The sequence below is a fragment of the Alteromonas sp. MmMcT2-2 genome, assembly GCF_022348305.1.
Lineage (GTDB): Bacteria > Pseudomonadota > Gammaproteobacteria > Enterobacterales > Alteromonadaceae > Alteromonas > Alteromonas macleodii.
Window position 1 is genome coordinate 1 of sequence record NZ_JAKRFA010000010.1, and the last position, 21,361, is coordinate 21,361.

Sequence of the window (21,361 nt, forward strand, 5' to 3'; positions counted from 1 at the left end):
CATTAAAAAATCCGATACCAGAGACTGATATCGGATTTTGAAGCCTTAAAAAGATCGGTCAACCGATCATGAAAATTTTCTTAACTGATCGGCATTACATCGTAGATGCGGTTTTTGTACGTTTCAAGCGTGTAAAACTAAGGCATAGGATCTAAATCTGCGCCTTCCTTTTCCACTTGTGGTGGCATTAGGTCTTCTTTACTAATACCCAATGCAAGTGCCACTGAACTTGCGATATACACCGATGAGTAAGTACCTACCACTACACCAAACAGCAATGCTGTTGCAAATCCGTGAATAAGTGCACCACCCTTGTAGAATAATGCAACCAATACCAACACCGTGGTTAATGAGGTGATGATAGTACGGTTTAGGGTTTGCGTTAGCGAGATATTGATAATCTCAACAGGCTCACCTTTACGAATTTTGCGGAAGTTCTCACGAATACGGTCACACACAACGATGGTATCGTTAAGTGAATAACCAATTACCGCTAGTACCGCTGCAAGTACCGTAAGGTCAAACTCGATTTGAAGTACTGAAAACAAACCCAGCGTAAGTATAACGTCGTGAGCTAGTGCCGACACTGACCCTAGAGCGAATCGCCATTCAAATCGCATCGCGACATAAACTAGAATACACAAGAGTGCGACTAGCATCGCAAGGCCGCCCTGTTCGGTAAGCTCTTCACCTACGTTAGGACCTACGAACTCGATACGACGCATATCAACCTCAGTACCGTCAGCGCGCAAGGCAGCTAGTACCTGTTCACCAATAGTCACGGCTTTAACGCCATCACGAGGAGCAATGCGGATAAGTACATCTTGGCTGCTGCCAAAGTTTTGCACTATAGCATCTTCAAAGTTCGCTTCGTTTAGCTGGGCGCGAATGCCTTCTAAGTTAGCAGCGCCCTCATAGCCAACTTCAATTAGCGTACCGCCAGTGAAGTCTAGCCCCCAGTTAAGGCTATTAACGCCTAGCGACACGAACGAACCTAAAATGAGTACCGTTGATAACACCATCGCAGGAATGCGAAGGCGCATAAAATTGACGGTATCGGATAGTTTTAATAATTGCATGTTACTTCCTTAAATCGCCAATTTCTCTAAGCGTCGACCGCCCCATACTGCGTTAACAATAACGCGCGTAACAAGGATTGCGGTAAACATCGAGGTTGCTATACCAATCATCAGTGTAATCGAGAAGCCTTTAATTGGGCCTGTGCCCACGGCAAACAGGATTAAGCCTGCAATGAAGGTGGTAATGTTAGCATCTAGAATGGTAGAAAAAGCACTGTCGTAACCTTGATGAATGGCATGCTGTGGGCTGCGGCCATCACGTATCTCTTCTCGTATACGCTCAAAGATAAGCACGTTTGCATCTACCGCCATACCAACGGTCAGTACAATACCTGCCATACCCGGTAGCGTAAGCGTTGCACCAGGGATCATCGACATAATGCCCACAATCATAACTAGGTTTGTAATCAGAGCGATGTTCGCTACCACACCAAACGCTTTGTAGTAAATCAACATGAAAACAAGTACCGCTGCCAGACCATACATAATAGCCTGCATGCCCAGCTCAATGTTTTCTTTACCCAAGCTTGGTCCAACCGTACGCTCTTCAACAATTTGAATTGGCGCAATCAGTGCACCTGCGCGAAGTAGCAACGCTAAGTCACGGGCTTCTTTCGGTGAATCAAGACCTGTGATTTGGAACTTGCTACCCAGCTGCGCACGAATAGTCGCAACCGAGATAACTTGCTCGTGTTTTTCAAACACTAGCTTGCCGTCTTTGTTACGTTCGCCAGTCGACTTGTATTCGATAAACACCGTAGCCATTGGTTTACCAATGTTCCCACGAGTTGAGCGAGACATCTTATTACCGCCTTCAGAATCAAGCGAGATGTTTACGTTCGGAAGTCCGTACTCATCAACACCGCTATTCGCATCAATAATATGGCTACCGGTAAGCATAATACGCTTTTCAAGAAGCTGAGGAATGCCTTGCTGATCTTCAATCACTTGAGAGCCAGGAGGAACGCGGCCGTTCAATGCATCACGGATATCGTTCTTCTGATCTACCATGCGAAATTCTAGTGTTGCTGTGGCATTAAGAATCTCTTTCGCACGGGCGGTGTCTTGAATACCTGGAAGCTGCACAACAATGCGATCAGCACCTTGCTTTTGTACAAGCGGCTCAGCCACACCAAGTTGGTTTACACGGTTGCGAATAATGGTAATGTTTTGCTTAACCGCGTTGTCGCGAATTTCCTGAAGCTTGCTTTCAGCAAAAATAGCGCGAAGTGTTAAGTCGTCCACCTGGTTAAAGGTCAGGTCGCGACTTTGGTTGCGCAAAAAGAACTCTGCCTTGTCTAGCGCATCTTCATCACGGAACGTAATGTCGATATGATCGTCAACCTGTTTTACACCGCGATAACGAATGCCTTCTTCACGCAGTGAAGTACGGAAACCACCCTCTGCGTCTTCTAGCGACTTAGCAATCACTTCGGTCATATCCACTTCCATCAAGAAGTGAACACCACCGCGAAGGTCAAGACCTAGCTTCATTGGCGCGCCACCTAGGCCTTCAAGCCATTCTGGCGTGTCAGGGGCAAGGTTCATAGCCACGTAGTAGTCATCACCAAGCGCCTTTTCAAGCGTTTCGCGCGTTACAAGCTGGGTGTCAGAATCCGAAACGCGAACTAATATTTGTTCGTTCTCAAACTCAACACGTTTTGGAGAGATATTCTTTTCACTTAGCGCGGCTTTTACTTGTTCCACAGTGGCGTCAGTTACCACAGCGTCACGGCCTGCTGAGATTTGTACGGCGTGATCTTCACCGTAAATGTTAGGAAGCGCATAAAGTGCACACATTGCAACCACAATGAGTGCACTCAGTACTTTCCAAATAGAGTTTTTGTTTAGCACTGGATAATCCTTTCGTGCCAGTACCGGGAAGCGTCCCGGCCCCGGCTTTTGTTACTTACAGTGACTTCATCGTGCCTTTAGGCAGCACAGCAGTTACTGAAGACTTCTGAACAACGATGTTGTTTGAATCGTTAAGTGCAACTTCAATGAAGTCTTTTTCTTCTGACACTTTAGTGATTTTTCCTACCAAACCACCTTGTGTTAACACTTCATCGCCTTTGCTAAGTGACGATACTAGGTTTTTATGCTCTTTTACACGCTTAGCCTGTGGACGGTAAAGCAAGAAGTAAAAGATTAAACCAAATACAGCTAGCATGATGATCATTTCCATGCCGCCACCTTGCGGCGCACCAGCAGACTGTGCGTAAGCGTTAGAGATAAATAGGCTCATAAAATTCCCCAAATATTATCGTTGTTATAGTGCCGGAACCGGCAACCCTTTTTGTTCATAAAATTCTTGTACAAACTCATCAAGCGTACCTGCGTCAATCGCATCGCGAAGACCCTGCATCACACGCTGATAGTAGCGAAGGTTATGGATGGTGTTTAAGCGCGCACCCAAGATTTCGTTACACTTGTCCAAATGATGTAGATAAGAGCGAGAATAGTTTTTACAAGTGTAGCAATCACAATTCTCATCTAATGGCGAGGTGTCGTTTCTGTGTTTTGCATTGCGAATCTTCACTACGCCTTCAGTCACAAACAGGTGACCGTTTCGCGCGTTACGCGTGGGCATTACACAGTCAAACATATCGATACCGCGACGCACAGACTCTACCAAATCTTCAGGTTTACCCACGCCCATTAAATAGCGAGGTTTATCTTCCGGAATTTTAGGCGCGGTATGATCGATAATGCGGATCATATCTTCTTTCGGCTCACCTACTGAAAGACCACCAATGGCGTAACCGTCGAAGCCAATAGCTTCAAGGCCAGCAAGTGAAACGTCGCGCAGACCTTCGTACATACCGCCTTGAATGATACCAAACAGTGCTGCTGGGTTATCGCCATGGGCTTCTTTACTACGTTTGGCCCAACGTAGCGACATTTCCATTGAAACGCGCGCTTCTTGTTCAGTAGCGGGGTACGGCGTGCACTCATCAAAAATCATCACGATGTCAGAGCCCAAATCGCGCTGAACTTCCATCGATTTTTCAGGCGTAAGTAAGATCTTTTCGCCGTTTATCGGAGAGCGGAATGTTACACCTTCTTCGGTAATTTTACGCAAATCACCCAAGCTAAACACTTGGAAGCCACCCGAATCCGTAAGGATTGGCTTGTCCCAATTCATGAAGTCATGTAGGTCGCCATGCTGGCGAATAATGCCTGTACCAGGACGAAGCATCAGGTGAAACGTGTTTCCAAGACAGATGTGTGCACCGCTGTCTTTTAATTCTTCAGGGGTCATTCCCTTAACAGTACCGTATGTACCTACGGGCATGAACGCTGGGGTTTCAACAACACCGCGTTCAAACACCAAACGACCGCGTCGTGCTCGGCCTTCGGTTTTTAACAACTCAAATTGCATGTGAAAGCATTCCCACTTTGGTGCGCTTTTGCGCTGGGTATAAAAATAAATTGGCGGCGATTATACCAGTAATTCGGCTGAGATCATGCCCCGTATCTATGTTTATCTGTAACTAAGCTAGAAAGGCCTGCAAAACACCGATTTAAACGCCTAATGTCCTTGGGCAATTGTGCTTAGGCGCGTTCAATAAACATAGAATCACCGTAGCTAAAGAATCGATATTCTTTCTCTATCGCTTCTTGATACGCCTTCATGACATTCTCTTTGCCAGCAAACGCGCTAATTAACATCATTAGCGTGGACTCTGGAAGGTGAAAATTGGTGAACATTGCGTCTACCACTTTAAACTCAAAACCAGGGTAGATAAAAATCTCAGTATCTTCGTTAAATGGCGCAATAACTTCCTCGTCACCGCGCTCTGCACTTGCCTTTGCCGCTGACTCCAAGGAGCGTACTGACGTGGTACCCACTGCAATAACACGTTTACCGTTGGCCTTTGTGGTTAGAACAGCGTCAACAACGTCTTGCGGTACTTCGGCGAACTCTGCGTGCATTTTGTGCTCTTGAATATTGTCAACGCGCACAGGCTGAAACGTACCCGCGCCAACGTGTAAAGTTACAAAGGCCAAATTCACGCCTTTTGCTTTTAACGCAGCCAGTATTGCATCGTCAAAGTGTAGCCCTGCAGTAGGCGCCGCAACCGCGCCCGGCTTTTGATTGTAAACGGTTTGATAGCGCTCTTTGTCTGAACTTTCATCGGGACGGTCGATGTAAGGAGGTAGCGGCATGTGGCCATGGGCTTCTAGCAGCGTTAATACGGTCTCATCGTGGTCAAACTGTAAAATAAATAGCGCATCGTCTCGCCCTGTCACCGTAACATTCACTTTTTCTTCAAGAATCAGCTTAGATCCAGGCTTAGGCGCCTTGCTCGCGCGAACATGCGCTAACGCTGTATTGTCTGATGTTATACGTTCGATCAGCACTTCAACCTGTCCGCCCGTTTCCTTTTTGCCCAGTAAGCGTGCAGGAATAACCCGCGTATTGTTGAACACCAAGAGGTCGCCTGGCTCTACGAATTTCAGCATGTCAGCGAACATTGTATGCGCCACAATGCCTGTCTTCCCGTCTAAATGTAACAAGCGGCTCGCTGTACGTTGCTGAGTTGGGTATTTGGCGATAAGTTTTTCGGGTAGCTCGAAGCTAAAATCTGATAGTTTCATAAATACGACTAAATTACGGCATAAAAGTTAGACAAAAGTAGAATATTAAGTGCTATTTAAGTTGAAACTAAAGGCTAATAAAAATAGATTTATAGATTAAACCAAAGTCAAAACAAAAACAAAAATCCTTACTTATCAAAAATTTAAAAAATAACGCATATTATAAAATAACTTTATATTGAACAATATACGTACAATTCAATTTATTAAATAGCACTTAAATCCTTAAACGGTTAAGATACCTGCAGATAGTGATGATGTTCTCCCATAAACATTCCTTATCATTCGTACCCAGCACTTGCTGGGTATTTTTTTATCTGCTTATTTTCCCTGCCTACCTTCACTCATCGCAACGTTATTGCGAAGCTTCGATTCCTCTGCGCGACAGGTTAGTTGAATATCGATATCTTATAAACGGCGGTATTTTACGCTGTTTATTGCTGAAGATCAGTTAAGATTTCCTCTAAAAGCGCCCCATCTAATGGACGCGCCTTCAACACGTACAAAATCTGCAGAAGTAAATCGGCGCCCATAATACCTTTATTTACCTTATTTCTGAGGTTATCTGCGCTTTGCTCCACGCCAATCTCTTCCAGCCTTTGGCTTAGCGCTTGATATTTCACGCCGCGCACAGACATTTCAGATTTCACTACTCTTGCAACCGTTTGCCGCCACGCATTCTTAGCACCTTGCGCATTTCCTGTGTTCACACAGCCTCCAAAACCACACAAATGTGATGTATAATTTACAAAAACACACTTTTTTACACTTATAGAATGTATTTAATGTTGACGATTATGGCACAACAGGTCTACACTGCAAGTCAAGATATTGGCGAAGATGAAAATAGTCGTTACAGTAACTTCGGTGGTTAATACAGCAAAGCATCTGTTTTTAATAAAGTGCAGTTGTATAAGACACCACTTACACGACATTCATTTTCACAACTATCGCTTCAATAATTAAAGGAGAAAGGTATGAGCTGGGAACTGGAAAGCATCGAAGCCTTATTTAAAGAGCATGATGACTTTGTGGTAACACGTGAGGAAAACTGCTTACTTATTGCTAATCAAGACGGCATAGATGCCTGGCTTGCTATCAGCGGAGAGCAGATTTTAGTAGAGAGTCTTTTGTTTGCAGCGTCGGAAGTAAAAGATAAGCCAGCGCTAGATCATGAAATATTGTCTACTCATATGGTGTTCCCTTTGACCACGGTAGGCATTTCAAACATTGGTGGTGAAGAGTACTACACTGCCTTTGGTGCGCTAAGTGCCCAGTCAAAAGCCGAAAGTATCGTTATTGAAGTGGAAACCCTGTTTCAGAATGTTGCATCTTTCTTAGATGCCTACGAAACACACCTTAACTAAAATTTACTTCTAAGGAGAAGCGAATGTCAGTGTGGAAAAAATTAGTAACTGCAGTAAAAGGTGGTGCAACCGAAGCTGCTCAATCTGTCGTAGACAGTCAGGCTATTCGAATTCTGGAACAAGAAATTAGAGAAGCCAAAGAAGAATTGCGTAAGTCAGACCATGCACGTACCCAAATCTTGGCAAAGTGTAAACTTTCTCAGCAAAAAGTGGATAGCTTCAATTCGTCAATTGCGGAATACGAAGCTCACGCGCGCAAGGCCATCGATAGCGACCGCCAACTCGCGCTAGACTGTGCGCAAAAGGTGTCTGAACTTAAAGAGGAACGAGACCAAGAACAAACTTATCTTGATCAGTTCCAGCAGTCAGAAAAGCAGCTGGCACAAAATATCCAACAGGCGAAAGCGAATTTACGTCGCTTAGAGCAGCAAGTGGATATGGTAAAAGCCACTGAAAGCGTTCAGAAGGCGCAAGTAGCGGTTTCTTCACGCCACATGGGTGCGAATAGCAAAATGAAAACGGCGACAGAGTCACTGTCACGTATTCAAGATAAGCAAAAGATGCGCAATGCTGAGCTACAAGCTGCAGAAGAGTTAGCAAACAATGAGTCGAGCAGCGATCTAGAAAAACGCTTAGCCGAAGCGGGTATCAAAGGGGGTAAAACCTCGGCCGATGACGAGCTAGCGCGAATTCTAGGCAAGTAAGTTAGAAAAATGGGAGCTACGCGCTCCCATTTTTAATTCTTGTTACAATAATTTCCTGCGTAAATTACCGTTAAGTAAAGCGCTAACCTAGACAAATCAAGTACTTCAAGGCAGAGTAAGGGCACGCATAACAAGGGCTGTTTCTTTTATGTCTCCATGGATAAAACTGCGAAAAATCATGCTGCAATATTTTGCAGAATCACGCTGGTACACTATTGTCGGTGCCACCGCCTTTTACGCAGTAACAAGCTATTGGCTACTTTACGCTGCAGACGAGCACGATTTAATTACCAACGCCGACTTTATTTACTGGCTGGCGGTCACCGCCTCTACAGTGGGCTATGGTGATTTATCTCCCGTCACGCCAGCGGGAAAACTGGTTGTAGCGCTTTACGTCATACCGCTTGGTTTGAGTATCTTCGCCATGGTAATTGGCCGGATTGCAGCTTGGGTTTCATTAACGTGGAAGAAAGGATTGTTGGGTATGAACAGCTTGATGCTAGATGAACATATCTTAGTAATTGGGTGGAATGAGCAGCGTACTATGCTGCTGCTTGATTTAATACTTCAAGAACGCGATGCCATGCCAGAGCGCCCCGATATTGTGCTGTGCGTGAAGGCCGATATCACTAATCCCATGCCTGGCGTGATTGAGTTCGTGAAGGTAGATTCGTTTAACAAAGACGAAGATATGGATCGCGCCTGCGTGTCCACCGCCCGAACTATTCTTATCGATAACCCACAAGACGATGTCACCATGACTACCGCGCTGTATTGTACTAAGCGTAATCCTGATGCACATCAGGTGGCTTATTTTGATGATGATAGCCTAGTCAGCTTACTTCAGGATCACTGCCCTAAAGTGGAGTGTACACCGAGCGTGGCAATAGAAATGTTAGTTAAAGCCGCTTTTGATCCTGGTTCAAGTATGCTTCATCACGACTTGCTGAGTATTGAAGAAGGCCAGGCGCAATTTTCAGTAAAAATCCCAGAAAGTAGCCACGCCATCTCTGTTGCTAAGTTATTCATTAATTTGAAACGTAAACACGATGCCATCTTTATTGGTTATGCGCCAAATGGCCTTGTGAAAGAAATGGTGGTAAACCCACCGTTGGACGTTACGTTAAACCCGGGTGACACTTTGTTCTACATTGCTGAGCGCCGCATTAACGCAATTAACTGGTCTTCCCTAGACGCTGATTAAGAGGCGTAAACATGTTTAGTAAATTATTTAGAAAATCAGAACCTAAAAAACCTAAGTCGCCAGAAATAATGGGGCTTTATTTAGGTGGCTCTTTCGAGTTAGATAACTTGAAACTTTCGCTATTAGAACCTGAGCTCACTATTGAAGGCGCAGCCCGTTCTCAATTAATTCAAGCGGTAGGTGAAGCGCCCTTAGATACAGGTGGCACTTTGCTTCGCTTTTACACCGACGACGATGGGTTTTTACAGGTGGTCACCGACGGCGGCTTGTCTGAGAATCACATTACCGATGTTAAGCTGTGGCACTTTTATGAAACGAAAACCATTGGTAATACTGCTCAGTGGAACGAATGCTTGAAAAACGTTATCAGCCAGCCCACCTATGAGCTTGACGGCAAGGTCTATACCCGCGTGTGGGGGGCAGTGGGCGATGAGTCACCGCCTGTTGCCGTCACTGAAACTACCTATGAAGAAGATGGTGATGTGAGTACCACTGATCAGTTTATGATGCTGTACGAACGCCCAATCAGTAACGATAGAGTTGAAACCCTGCTTGTTGTGGGTGAAGAAAAGCAAGTAGGTAATAATTTAGATAGATGTTTGGTGATTTCAACGGGGTTTGATGTTGAACCTGCAGATATCACTATAAACGGTTAATAAAAAGGGAATAACTATGGATACGATCATGCAATCTTTGGCTGGCCTTGATAACTTTGCGCTTTACTTCGGCTTGTCGATTGTTTTTTTGTTTATCTTCAAATTGGTGTACGCATTGGTCACACCTCACGATGAATGGAAGCTGGTAAAAGAAGAGAAAAACGTTGCCGCTGCCATCGGTTTTGGTGGTGCTATAATCGGTTTTGCTATCGCCCTTGGCAGCGCAGCTTCAAACTCGGTTGCTGTAGTAGATTTTGCTATTTGGGCGCTTGTTGCTGTGATTGCACAATCCCTAGCGTTTGCCATTTTGCGTTTTAGCTTTATGCCGAAAATCGCTGAGCGCATAAACAATAACGAAGTTTCTGCGGGTGTTATGCTTGCCAGCATGTCTATTGCCGTAGGCTTACTCAATGCCGCTTGCATGACCTATTAAGGGGGCAGCGATGACTGATAAACGAAACACTCAGCTTGATGTTGTTGATAGCGTGCAAGGTGAAAAGCCCGCATTAAAACGCACCAAACATATTGACCTTGGTCGCATGCGCAAAGGTTTTAGCGTGAAGCCTTTAGCATTGGGTGTGGCCAGCGTTATTTTAAGTGGTTGTGGCGGCGAAAAAGAAGACGCCACCATTTACACCTCACTAGAAGACTGTAAACAGGATTTTCCTGATGCAGTAGAGCGTTGTGAAGCTGCCTACCAGACAGCTGTCGACGAGGCCATGCGCACCAGTCCGCGCTTTAGCTCTGAGTACGACTGCGAACATGAATTTGGCCCTAACCAGTGCCAATATGTGAATAATAGTAGCGGCAGCTTTTTCATGCCGTTCATGGCAGGCTACATGGTGAGCTCTCTGCTATCGCCAAATCGCTATTACTCACAGCCCTTATATACTTCCTATTCATATAATTCACCGTTTCGTTCGCGCTGGGTAACCGCAGACGGCTATGTGTTCGACGGCGATATTCGTAAAAGAAAGTATCGCGTAAATAAGGACGTCTACAAACCTAAACCCACCGTAAATCGCACAATGAAACGAGGCGGTTTTGGTAGTAGTGTTCGTGCAAAATCGTCTTGGGGTAGCAGCAGCCGTAAAGGCGGTTGGGGCGGATAACTATGTTTAGAATGCCTTGCCAGCCTCGCAAGGGCTGGCAGCAGTTGGCTAACGAGTTTGGTTTTCATTTCCACACCATGTATGGCGAGCCATATTGGGATGAAAGTGCCTACTACCAATTCACGCTAGCGCAAATTGAAAACGACATTGAAGACCCCACAGCCGAGCTACATCAAATGTGCTTGGCAGTGACGGAAGATGTGGTTAACAGTGAGGAATTACTTACTCGTTTTCGAATTCCAGAGCAACGTTGGGACTTAGTAAGAAACAGCTGGCAGGAAAGAGCCCCCAGTTTGTATTCACGCCTTGACCTTGTCTACAACGGCAAAGGGCCAGCTAAGCTGCTAGAAAATAATGCAGATACGCCCACCAGCTTGTATGAATCTGGGTTCTGGCAATGGCTGTGGCTTTCACAAAATGTGGATGCCGGCAAACTCGCCCTGCACGCTGATCAGTTCAATAGCTTGCAAGAAAAACTAGTTCATCGCTTTCGCGAAATAGCATTGCACTACAACATTAATCAACTGCACATGGCGTGTTGTAAAGATACCGTAGAAGACCGCGGAACAGTGCAGTACCTACAAGACTGCGCTACAGAGGCCGGGCTTTTAGCTGACTTCGTTTTTATTGAAGATATTGGGTTAGCGGACACGGGCGTTTTTACCGATCTTCAAGACGCGCCGATTACAGACTGCTTCAAGCTTTATCCTTGGGAATTTATGCTGCGCGAAGAGTTTGGCGACGTGTTAGAAGATGCCCAAGTTAATTGGATAGAGCCTCCGTGGAAATCGATAATTTCCAATAAAGCCTTGCTTCCTCAGCTTTGGAAGAAATTTGAAGGCCACCCTAACCTGCTTCCCGCTTATTTTTCAGATGAAATAAAAACAAACACACTATCAGGAAAGTGGATTAAAAAGCCTCTATTTTCTAGGGAAGGCGCGAATGTTTCAATCATTGAAGGTGGAATTGAGAATAGGCTTAGCGATGGTCCTTACGGCGAAGAAGGCTATATTGTTCAAGCATTTGAACCTTTACCCGTTTTTGAAGGTAACCATACACTCATAGGTAGTTGGTTGGTAGATGACATGCCAGCAGGTATTTCAGTAAGAGAAGATGCATCTGCTATTACCCAAGATCTCTCTCGCTACCTTCCTCATATTATTTTGTAATCTACTTTAGGGGCCTTCGATGAAGCCGCTTTCTTTCCAAATTCGCGTTCTACTGACGCTAGGTGCATTGTTAATCGTAATAGAAGTAGCAAACTTACTTACCGGCAATGCACTTAATCAGTTTGGTGTAGTGCCTCGTACACTTTCAACCTTGCCATATATATTCACAGCCCCTTTCCTTCACGGTACACCCACGCATTTGATGGCTAACTTGGTGCCTCTTTTGCTGTTCATGTGGCTTACTATGCAGTGGGGAAAACGCACGTTTCTTATCGCTACGCTAAGCGCACTGCTTATAGGTGGTTTGGGCGTGTGGCTGTTCGGTAGAAGCGCTACGCATATTGGCGCGAGCGGCATGGTATATGGCTACTTCGGCTTCCTCGTGCTAGCAGGGTTTAGAAGTAACAAAGTGCGGTATTTGCTTATTTCACTAGTAGTTGCAGCGCTATACGGAGGAATGCTGGTTGGTGTGCTTCCCACATCCAAATTTATTTCCTTTGAATATCATCTGTTTGGCTTTATTGGCGGCTTATTTGCCGCATGGCACTGGGCACGCTAATTAGTTTACGTATAATTAGCCTCAAGATAAGACGTTGTAATTAGATATGTCAGCAGTACAAGAACCTACACAAAAAAACCAAGGCTTTTTCGGCAACCTCGCGTTTAACATTGTTATTCCTGTGGTGCTAATGAGCTATGCAAGTTCGGAAGATTACCTAGGCCCTGCGTGGAGCATTGTGGCGGCACTCAGCTTTCCTATTGGTTATGGCCTATGGGATTTAAAAGAGTCGGGAAAGGTCAACGGCTTTTCCATTTTAGGCATTATCAGCGTACTACTTACCGGCGGGTTTAGCTTACTTAAACTGCCCGCAGAGTATATTGCGATAAAAGAAGCCGCTATCCCAGGCATTATCGGTATTGCTGTACTGGTAACCCAATACTCCAATAAACCCTTGGTCAAAATGCTTATTTTGAACGACCAAATCATAAACTGGCCACACCTAAACCAAGTTCTTGATGCGAAAGGAAAGCAGAGCGAGTTTAAAAAGAAAGTCGCGGTTAGCTCTTACATCGTAGCCAGTTCGTTTTTCCTCTCTTCTGCACTTAACTATATTTTAGCTAAAATGATTTTGGTCAGTGAGCCGGGCACTACGGCATACACTGAAGAGCTTGGCCGAATGACTGCGCTTAGCTATCCAGTCATTGTGATCCCGAGCATGATTTTGCTTATTGCAGCGCTCTGGTATTTATTCGCTCAAATCAAAAAAATTACTGGCGAAGAACTCGATAACTTTATTAATCAGTAAAAAGACAATCGATAAGGGGCTTAACGCCCCTTTAACATGCCCTTCCCTACGACTGAAGCTATTACATATTTTGTAATTTAGGCTACTAAAGCAATTTCCTGAAACGCAGAAGAATACTAGCCATCAAATTCCCACACCGCTTTTAACCAAAAAGCGTGAGTATTACGTATACTCTCAATGATAAAAATAACCCATTCTATTAGAACATGTTGGCGCTAATTTAAAGCGCGCATTGCGCCTCTAGCATTACGCCATAAGCGCTGAATATTGCCTATTGCATGCATTCTCGCTCCTTCATGTTCACACTAAGACGGTTCAATACAAAACGGCGAATTATGCTGACAATAAAAGACTTAAAGAAATCTTTTTCAAAGACAGGGGCTCCGCTCATCAACAACCTTAACCTTACCGTAAAGACAGGTGAATCGGTGAGTATTCAGGGGGCTTCTGGCTGCGGTAAATCTACCTTGCTGTCGCTTATTGCTGGGTTTGAGACGCCCGACGGAGGAGATATTGCGGTAAATGGATTGTCGATTGCTGGCAATAGCAAACTCGATAATACATTTAAAGCGAAGGATATTGATAATTTTCGCAAACAGCATTTAGGTATCGTGTTTCAAAGCTTCAATCTATTCGACTGCTTTAATGCGTGGGACAACATTGCCTTTACTGCAAGGCTAAAAGGTAATGTAGATAACGACTACCAATTAGCGTTAATGGAGCAGCTTGGAATATTACGCCTAGCGCAAAAGCCGCTAAGTCAGTTATCTGGCGGTGAACAGCAGCGCTGTGCCATTGCTAGAGCACTTGTACATCGCCCCTCGCTTATCTTGGCCGACGAACCCACCGGCAACTTAGACGAAACCACTAGCGAAACCGTGTCTGACTTACTCTTTAAAACTTGTAAAGAGGCCAATACTTCTCTTGTTGTGGTAACTCATAGCCAAGACGTCGCAGTAAAAGCAGACGCCGCATTGCGACTACATAAAGGGGTATTAGAGAGTGTGAAATATAAAACTAAAGAACAAACCTTATCTTCACCAGTAGCAGCAAGCTAATTACAGGTGAAAAACGTTAGCGATATGCGCCCTGTGAAAAACCCACCGAAAACAGCAAGTAGGAAGATAACGTGCTACGCACTCTACTGTTAGCGCTCTCTAGCTTACTTGCAATGGCAAGGCACAGGCCGTGGGAGCCTTTGCTCATTATGGCCGCAATTATACTGGCCAATGCTGGCTTAGTTACCGTTTTGCTTATAAACGAAGGCGCCACACAAGGTGAACTATTACAGTCGAAGCAAGGGCTTACCTTGGGTAGTATCATCACCCCAGCAGACAGCAGAGATCGCTTTACACAAAGCGATTATGCCACGCTTCGCAAGCAGGGGTTTACCCAGCTTGTTGCGATAGCTGAACGAGACATCACCCTATCGTGCAATGCCAGCAAGCCCACAACAACTCTCACATTAATCGGTGTTGATACTCAGCCTCTTTTAGGAAATGCATTTAGAAAGAGAGGTTTTGAAGCGCCTGCCCAAAACGATAGCGCTCTTTCGCTTTCCTATTTATCGCAAAATGCGAAGAAATTTAGTGAAATGGAAAACCAGCAGACGCCAGCGGGACGCGAATTGCGCTCAAATTCTGGGGTAGACTTCGCAGTAAATGGGCTTATTCACCCCTTAACGAACGCAAAACTGGCCTGTCACGACACGCTCAATGAAATCGATAGAAAAACCGCGCCAAGTCCCTATTGGCCTGCAACGGTAAGCGCGTATGTGAGCAGCTTTGCTCCGCAAAATACAATTTTAATCTCTATCGATGAGTTTTACAGAGGCGGGGTAACGATTGAGAATGATGAACCTGTTAAGCCTGTTATTCCTGACAATGCTAAACGCGCGCAAGAGAAACAAGCAAAGCAACAGAAAGCTTACGTCCCACTTTCCGGGTTTATTGCATTTTCACCGCTATCACATCAGCATTTAACCCAAATAGAAACCCTACTTGGAATACCTGTAAAGCAAACCACTAGCAATACAGACAATGACACCGGTTCGTTGCCAGATAGTTTTAGATTAAATCTTTGGGCGATGAGTGGACTGATGGGCGTTGTGGCGCTTTTTATAGTACTTAACGCGCTAAACTTGATGTACCGCACGCGGCTACCCAATATCATTCGTTTACGGCAGCTGGGCATATCTCAGCGAATTTTAAGCATTGCCTTATTCACCGAGTTGCTTGTTTACTGCGTAATAAGTATTCCAATTGGCATGTTCATCGGTTTTCAAGCTGCGTCATGGTTGTCACCTGTGATAAACGGTACATTTACGTCGTTGTTTAACGCTGTATTTGTTAACCCAGACGTTAATCTGCTTTTCACCTTCGGCTTCGCATTAACAACGACCTTTATATCGCTAGTTGTTTTTTCGTTAGTTTCTATAGTTAAGCTTTCAAATGCCCTAACCGTAGCGCCTGTCAAAAAAGAAAACGCGTTAGGCCAATTTGCCGTAGGTCTTATCTCATTATGTGCCCTACTACTATTATTTATCGCTGAGGGGTTCGTATCTTCTACTGCTTCAGCACTTTTCTTTGTTGCACTGTTACTCCTTACCAGCTGCGCGCTTATTCTTCTTTGGTTACCTATTTTCTCTAGGCTACTGACTAGATTTGTACCAAGACAGTGGCCCGCGTTCCACTACGTCATTGCTAATATGCATTTACTGTCTAGCAAAGCCCGTCTCGCCGTTTGTGCATTCTTTATCGCGCTAACCGCAAATATTGGTATGAACACCATGACGGACAGCTTTAGAGACGCCACTGAACAGTGGTTAACGCAAAGGCTTTACGCGCCTTTCTATCTGTACACCGACGCGCCACTTAGTCGTATCGAAACGTTATCTACCAAATCGTTACCTCCGCTTGCTTTAACTCCTTTACTTAAGGCCGAGGGAGCTGTTATTGGCTCACATGCTCAAGAAGAGACACATAAAGAGATACATAAAGAAACACGTGAAGTCAGTAACATCTCGCCCACCCACGTTTCTATCAGTAGCTACCCCGTTCACCAAAACGGTAAAAAGGCGCTTGTCCTCGAAGATGTAATAAACAACGACCTCAACACGGTGTGGCGTGAGTTTACAGAAGGGAAAGGGGTATTCATCAATCAGCAATTAGCGTTTGCCCTTAACGCTAAGTTAGGACACACGCTAGATATAGAAAATATTCACCTTCGTAAAACTGCGAATTCAAGTTCTTTGGCGGTTAATACATCTAACGAGGCGTTTAGCTCGCCACAAGATAAAACTACTGACCCAACACAAGGCTCACAAAGCAGTTCGTCGAACTCAGACGTATTTGCAGCGACGCCTCAATGGAAAGTACTGGGTATTTATCCCGACTACGGTAACCTGAACGGGCAAATATTAGTGCCTCTTCCCTCATTTAATCGAAACGATGTCCTTATCAGGGATCAACTTTTTTCCGGTGTAGTGGCTATTTACCCAGAGCCGCCTATTGAGACTAACGTGATAGGCGACAACAAACAAAGCACCTATGGAAAGGACATCCTCGAACAGCAGCTAAAATCACAGTTAGGGGAACACCGCGAAATTGCCGTCTATACCCGACAAGCGCTGTTAGATACCTCTATGCAGACCTTTGATCGTACCTTTGTATTAACCGACGGCCTTAACATTGCCACCCTATTGGTGGCGGGCGTCGCCTTCGCTGTTTCGCTGACGGTACTAACCATAGGCAGCGCAGCGCAGTTATCTGTATTGCGTGCCCTTGGCGTTAGTCAGCTTAAAGTAAAAGTATCCCTGTTTGCGCAATATCTGCTGCTTTGTTTTATCTCAGCCTTGCTCGCTATTCCTTTTGGCGTGTACTTGGCCTATGTCTTTATTCAACAAGTAAACCGGCATGCATTTAACTGGGTGTACCCGCTTTCAATTAATGCAGAGGTTATTCTCTCTAACGTGGGGTTATCGCTGCTTATCGTTTCACTGGTGCTGTTGTTACCTTTAGGAAAACTTAAGCCGAAAATTGATTTAAGGCAGGAAGTTCAGCTATGACAAACCATTTAGGTAGTGCCAACACCACGTTTTTGCGATTTAAAGCCAACATCTTTTTAGTACTTGTAGCTGTTTGTTTCACGTTGAGTGCATGTACTGAAAACCCAAAAGATGAAAACGAAACTCTGGGAACCTCCACGCCAAACGGCTTTTTTGGAAACATGCAGTCGAGTGACGCCTTTACGCCAGTAAAGCGGGGCTATACTGTTGCATTACCGCGCGATCACATGAGTCATCCCGATTTTCAGTTAGAGTGGTGGTACCTCACGTTTGTGTTAAGCGCTGAAGACGGGCAAGAGTTCGGCCTTCAATATACGCTTTTTCGTTTCAATACTGGGCTAGACGCCCCTCAAAGCACTAAGGCTAATGCTAATGCTAATGCTAAAAAGAGTGCTGAAGGTAGCGCCGAAAGTAATGCCAAAAGTAATTACAAAAGTAGCGCCGAAAGTAGTACTAGTCATATCTCTGAAGATAACCTCCATACTAACGCTAATAGCCATATCGCGAGAAACTGGAGCAATGGCCAGCAGTGGATGGGACATGCTTCGCTGCACACCGCTGAACAGCATTATTTCGAAGAACGATTCGCAAGCGGTGGCGTAGGTAATGCCTATGTGAATCAACAACCCTTTACGACAGTGTTTGACGATTGGGTTTGGAAAGCGGCACAGGCGAAGGTCCAAACAGGTGCAGAAAGCAAAGCCATGTTCCCGTCCGTATTAACTTTCTCTTTCGGGCAAAGCAGCACGCTTCATCCGCTTAAAACACGTGAAAAAATCCCCGCTACCTCTGCAGACAGCTTATCAGAATTAAATGACGCGCCAAGCGTTAGCGCCGTCAAAATAGCGCTTAACCTAAACACCTCTGGGCCTTTCATCAAACAGGGTGATAACGGCTACAGTAAAAAAACACAAGACGAACGCCTTCGCTCCTACTATTACAGCCAGCCGTTCATTAACGCGGAAGGTACGTTAAACATAGAGGGCAATAGCGTAAAAGTTGCGGGTAAAGGCTGGTTTGATCACGAATGGACGAGCCACCTAGCCAACAGTGAAGCCATGGGATGGGATTGGTTTTCGCTGCATTTAGACGATGGAAGTAAATTGATGGCGTTTCGCATGCACGCCATGAATGAAAACATGAAAAATAGCAAAAGCAAACACAGCGAAATATTCACAACGGCTAGCTATATAGCGGAAAATGGCACGAAAGAAACTATCGACCAAGCCAAAGTATCAATTACGCCAACGGCCTATGAAACAATCAACGAGGGAGAGTCAGCTCGCTCTGTTCCCACCGCTTGGCGCATTCAAATACCAGAAAAAGATATCGACCTATCCATTCGCCCGTTCAAGGAAAGCCAATGGAATAACAGCTTATTTCCCTATTATGAAGGGCGAGTGCATATAAAAGGCTCCCATTCAGGGAGCGGCTTTATGGAATTGACAGGCTACTAAGGCCTGTTGACCTTTGATATACAGCGAAGCGTAATAGCCCCTAATAAATAGACCAATTGATGCGTTCACTTAGCGATGTCAAAGCCGCCACACCTAGCTGAGAATTACCCACGCTATTAAGCGCTGGCGAAAATACGCATATTGAAAAGCGTCCTGGTACAACAGCCACTATGCCTCCACCTACGCCACTTTTACCCGGCAAGCCTACTTTAAAAGCAAAGCTCCCAGCTTCGTCATACATCCCACTGGTCGCCAGAAGCGAGTTCACTTGTTTGGTTTGATAAGGCGTTAGCACCTTTTCATTTGCGCAAGTAGAAAAACCTGCGTTAGCAAGAAAGCTCGTTGAGCGCGCCAAGTCCTCACAACTCATTTCTAGCGCACAGTTGTGAAAATAATTACGAAGTACATCTTCCACTTCATTTTCGAAATTCCCATAGGCCTTCATCAAGTATGCCATTGCCGCATTGCGAGAGCGATGCTCGTATTCAGACTCTGCCACCACCTTATTCACCACAATATCGCCATTACAGCTTAAGCGTCTTACAAAATCTCGCATGGCAATATAAGGGGAAGCAAAACGAGATTGCACCATGTCACTGACCACCAGCGCACCGGCATTAATAAAGGGGTTGCGGGGAATACCGTTTTCATATTCCAACTGTACAAGAGAATTAAACGGCAGGCCAGATGGCTCGCATCCAACTCGCTCCCACATGGTTTCACCGTAGTGATTGATAGCTAAAACAAGATTAAAGACTTTTGAGATACTTTGGATAGAAAAAGGAACGCTCGCATCGCCTATCGACGTTATTTGACCGTTTGTATCGCAAATTGAAATGCCAAATTGCCGTGGATTAACCGTGGCCAACGCAGGGATGTAGTCGGCAACTTTTCCCATGCCCAACATGGGCTCAACTTCATCATAGATATCTTGAAGTAGTGCCAGCATTTCGTTTTTCATAGTTCCCCTTTCCTGCTTACCACAGATAAAAATAAAGCGCCTTGTTATAAAAACGCTGGCGCTTTAATTTCTATACAAACAATGTAGCGATTAGTTACAGCGCCAATCTTCCTTAAAGTCACACAAGCCATCATCATCTTCGTCTGACGTAAGCTCAATGTTGGTCGATACCTTTTCTGATACTTTATTTGAATCGGAATCGATTATTACTGGCTGTTTTTTATCGATAAAACTGAAGATTGTTTTTGCAATATCCGTGTTATCAATTTGCCCCATAAGCGATTGATAACCAGCGCCAAAAGCAAATACTTCAACATCTACACCAGTGTGACCGCCTGTTGTCCACCCCGTGTTTGTTTTGGTGTCTAAGAAGGTTTTTACTGCCATGAAGCGAGTTTCATCATCTTGGTTTGATACGCTATCTAGCGTGGCAAGCTCTTCTTCACTCAACGACAAGCCAAGCTTCTGCGCCACAAATTCGCCAGGGTTCTCTTCATTTGCCATCTCTAAAGCAATTGTCATTACCGAGGCTGACATAGACTTAAGATGTTCAGGGCTCCAGCGGTAGTCGCCGTTTGCGCCAATGGTTAAGCCACCTGTGCTGTGATCCGCCGTCAAAATAACTAAGGTGTCAGGATTCGTTTTTACATAATCTCGCAAATATTCCATGGTTTGCGCTAAGTCGTGCATCTCAGCCATGGCAGACGCGATATCGTTTGCGTGACCAGCCCAATCTACTTGACTTGCTTCAACGAGAAGAAAGAACCCATTGTCGTTTTCTAAGTGTTTAATAGCATGTTGAGTTAGGTACTCAAGACGATTTTTGCGCTTGTCATCCAATACCGCAGGCAGCGCTACTGGAGCAAACAGACCGAGAACATTACTTCCCGCAGGCACTGAAGCCAGACGGTTATATGAATCGGCATATTCGTAGCCAGCATCAATAAACTGCGCCAAAATATCTCTGTCATCGCGTTCAAAGTAAGACGTTCCACCGCCTAGCATCACGTCAGCGACAAACTTACCGTCCACGCGAACATCAAAGAAATCTTCAGCTATTTCGTTGTAGTTCTTACGGCTTTCGTTATGCGCAATGTATGACGCAGGTGTCGCATGAACAATTTGAGACGTTACTGCCAAACCAGTACGCATGCCTTTACTCTTAGCATGGTACATAACAGAGTTTACTGGTTGTTTATTTACATCAACACCAATTGCACCGTTGTATGACTTAACGCCAGTAGCAAGAGCGGTTGCAGCAGCGGCTGAATCAGTAACGTAACCAGATACTTGCGCAGGATACGTGGAAGCATTGCCCACTAAAATATCGTCAAACACAACCGGTTCGATTTTCGGTGTTGACGGGTCATCTACATAATTACGATAAGCCGTGGTATAGGCAGGCCCCATACCGTCGGCTACAACCATTATTATATTTTTCGGTACACCTTTAGTTTGCGTACCGGTTGCACTTGCTGATTCGGTCATAGATTCAGTGATACCACAACCCGCAAGAACAGCAATAGACGCACAACTTAGTAGTGATGTGCGAACAAATTGTTTAATCATTTAAACTTCCCTGAGTAAGTAAGGTACCTACTGGCCTGGATACCCGCAGATACAACAATAACAACACTATCGCGAATGATTCTTTGGTGATCATAATGGTGTTAGCAA

At 45.0% G+C, this 21,361-nt stretch carries 20 protein-coding genes; 12 read left to right on the forward strand and 8 right to left on the reverse strand.

Going from position 1 to position 21,361, the window contains the following annotated elements:
• Positions 1–137 precede the first annotated feature (137 nt).
• The 6 genes from secF to MHM99_RS08135 form a co-directional block, all read right to left on the reverse strand.
• Entirely contained in the window at positions 138–1,079 is a 942-nt protein-coding gene (gene secF / locus MHM99_RS08110) for a protein translocase subunit SecF (RefSeq protein WP_239218853.1), read from the reverse strand.
• Positions 1,080–1,088: 9 nt separating this feature from the next.
• The gene (secD, locus tag MHM99_RS08115) at positions 1,089–2,933 is read right to left on the reverse strand and encodes a protein translocase subunit SecD (protein WP_239218854.1); all 1,845 of its coding nucleotides are present in this window, start codon (positions 2,931–2,933) and stop codon (positions 1,089–1,091) included.
• Positions 2,934–2,988: 55 nt separating this feature from the next.
• A complete protein-coding gene (gene yajC / locus MHM99_RS08120) occupies positions 2,989–3,324 on the reverse strand; it encodes a preprotein translocase subunit YajC (protein WP_014999069.1) in 336 nt (111 codons plus the stop codon).
• A 24-nt stretch (positions 3,325–3,348) separates the two neighbouring features.
• Positions 3,349–4,461 (reverse strand): tRNA guanosine(34) transglycosylase Tgt, encoded by a 1,113-nt coding sequence (gene tgt, locus MHM99_RS08125; protein ID WP_014950189.1) that lies wholly within the window; start codon positions 4,459–4,461, stop codon positions 3,349–3,351.
• A gap of 173 nt (positions 4,462–4,634) precedes the next feature.
• Positions 4,635–5,681, reverse strand: coding sequence for a tRNA preQ1(34) S-adenosylmethionine ribosyltransferase-isomerase QueA (gene queA, locus MHM99_RS08130; RefSeq protein ID WP_239218856.1), 1,047 nt, complete (start codon positions 5,679–5,681; stop codon positions 4,635–4,637).
• A gap of 434 nt (positions 5,682–6,115) precedes the next feature.
• The gene (locus MHM99_RS08135; RefSeq protein ID WP_239218858.1) at positions 6,116–6,391 is read right to left on the reverse strand and encodes a DUF6471 domain-containing protein; all 276 of its coding nucleotides are present in this window, start codon (positions 6,389–6,391) and stop codon (positions 6,116–6,118) included.
• Between the two features lie 267 nt (positions 6,392–6,658).
• Here MHM99_RS08135 and MHM99_RS08140 point away from each other — a divergent pair, with 267 nt between their 5' ends.
• The 12 genes from MHM99_RS08140 (at position 6,659) to MHM99_RS08195 (ending at position 18,723) form a co-directional block, all read left to right on the forward strand.
• On the forward strand, positions 6,659–7,048 hold the full coding sequence (locus MHM99_RS08140; protein ID WP_014950192.1) for a DUF2170 family protein: 390 nt from the start codon (positions 6,659–6,661) through the stop codon (positions 7,046–7,048).
• 23 nt (positions 7,049–7,071) lie between these two features.
• On the forward strand, positions 7,072–7,752 hold the full coding sequence (locus tag MHM99_RS08145; RefSeq protein ID WP_014950193.1) for a PspA/IM30 family protein: 681 nt from the start codon (positions 7,072–7,074) through the stop codon (positions 7,750–7,752).
• A 148-nt stretch (positions 7,753–7,900) separates the two neighbouring features.
• Complete coding sequence (locus MHM99_RS08150; protein ID WP_170826512.1) at positions 7,901–8,956, forward strand: potassium channel family protein; 1,056 nt, start codon at positions 7,901–7,903, stop codon at positions 8,954–8,956.
• An 11-nt stretch (positions 8,957–8,967) separates the two neighbouring features.
• Positions 8,968–9,612 (forward strand): YjfK family protein, encoded by a 645-nt coding sequence (locus MHM99_RS08155; RefSeq protein WP_014977049.1) that lies wholly within the window; start codon positions 8,968–8,970, stop codon positions 9,610–9,612.
• Positions 9,613–9,628: 16 nt separating this feature from the next.
• On the forward strand, positions 9,629–10,045 hold the full coding sequence (locus MHM99_RS08160; protein WP_014950196.1) for a DUF350 domain-containing protein: 417 nt from the start codon (positions 9,629–9,631) through the stop codon (positions 10,043–10,045).
• 10 nt (positions 10,046–10,055) lie between these two features.
• Positions 10,056–10,724, forward strand: a complete 669-nt coding sequence (locus tag MHM99_RS08165; protein WP_239218860.1) for a DUF1190 family protein — start codon at positions 10,056–10,058, stop codon at positions 10,722–10,724.
• Between the two features lie 2 nt (positions 10,725–10,726).
• Entirely contained in the window at positions 10,727–11,893 is a 1,167-nt protein-coding gene (locus MHM99_RS08170) for a glutathionylspermidine synthase family protein (protein WP_239218862.1), read from the forward strand.
• Between the two features lie 19 nt (positions 11,894–11,912).
• Entirely contained in the window at positions 11,913–12,452 is a 540-nt protein-coding gene (locus tag MHM99_RS08175; RefSeq protein WP_014950199.1) for a rhomboid family intramembrane serine protease, read from the forward strand.
• Positions 12,453–12,498: 46 nt separating this feature from the next.
• Positions 12,499–13,200 carry a VC0807 family protein gene (locus MHM99_RS08180; protein WP_014950200.1) on the forward strand — a complete coding sequence of 234 codons (702 nt, stop codon included), beginning with the start codon at positions 12,499–12,501 and terminating at the stop codon, positions 13,198–13,200.
• A gap of 335 nt (positions 13,201–13,535) precedes the next feature.
• A complete protein-coding gene (locus MHM99_RS08185; RefSeq protein ID WP_239218864.1) occupies positions 13,536–14,258 on the forward strand; it encodes an ABC transporter ATP-binding protein in 723 nt (240 codons plus the stop codon).
• 71 nt (positions 14,259–14,329) lie between these two features.
• Positions 14,330–17,266, forward strand: a complete 2,937-nt coding sequence (locus tag MHM99_RS08190; protein WP_239218866.1) for an ABC transporter permease — start codon at positions 14,330–14,332, stop codon at positions 17,264–17,266.
• Positions 17,263–18,723, forward strand: a complete 1,461-nt coding sequence (locus MHM99_RS08195) for a lipocalin-like domain-containing protein (RefSeq protein ID WP_239218868.1) — start codon at positions 17,263–17,265, stop codon at positions 18,721–18,723. The genes MHM99_RS08190 and MHM99_RS08195 overlap by 4 nt, the downstream gene beginning before the upstream one ends.
• A 40-nt stretch (positions 18,724–18,763) precedes the next feature.
• Here the strand turns inward: MHM99_RS08195 and glsB are convergent, their stop codons facing one another.
• Positions 18,764–19,672 (reverse strand): glutaminase B, encoded by a 909-nt coding sequence (glsB, locus tag MHM99_RS08200; RefSeq protein ID WP_239218991.1) that lies wholly within the window; start codon positions 19,670–19,672, stop codon positions 18,764–18,766.
• 102 nt (positions 19,673–19,774) lie between these two features.
• On the reverse strand, positions 19,775–21,253 hold the full coding sequence (locus MHM99_RS08205) for an alkaline phosphatase (RefSeq protein ID WP_039228396.1): 1,479 nt from the start codon (positions 21,251–21,253) through the stop codon (positions 19,775–19,777).
• Positions 21,254–21,361: the final 108 nt, after the last annotated feature.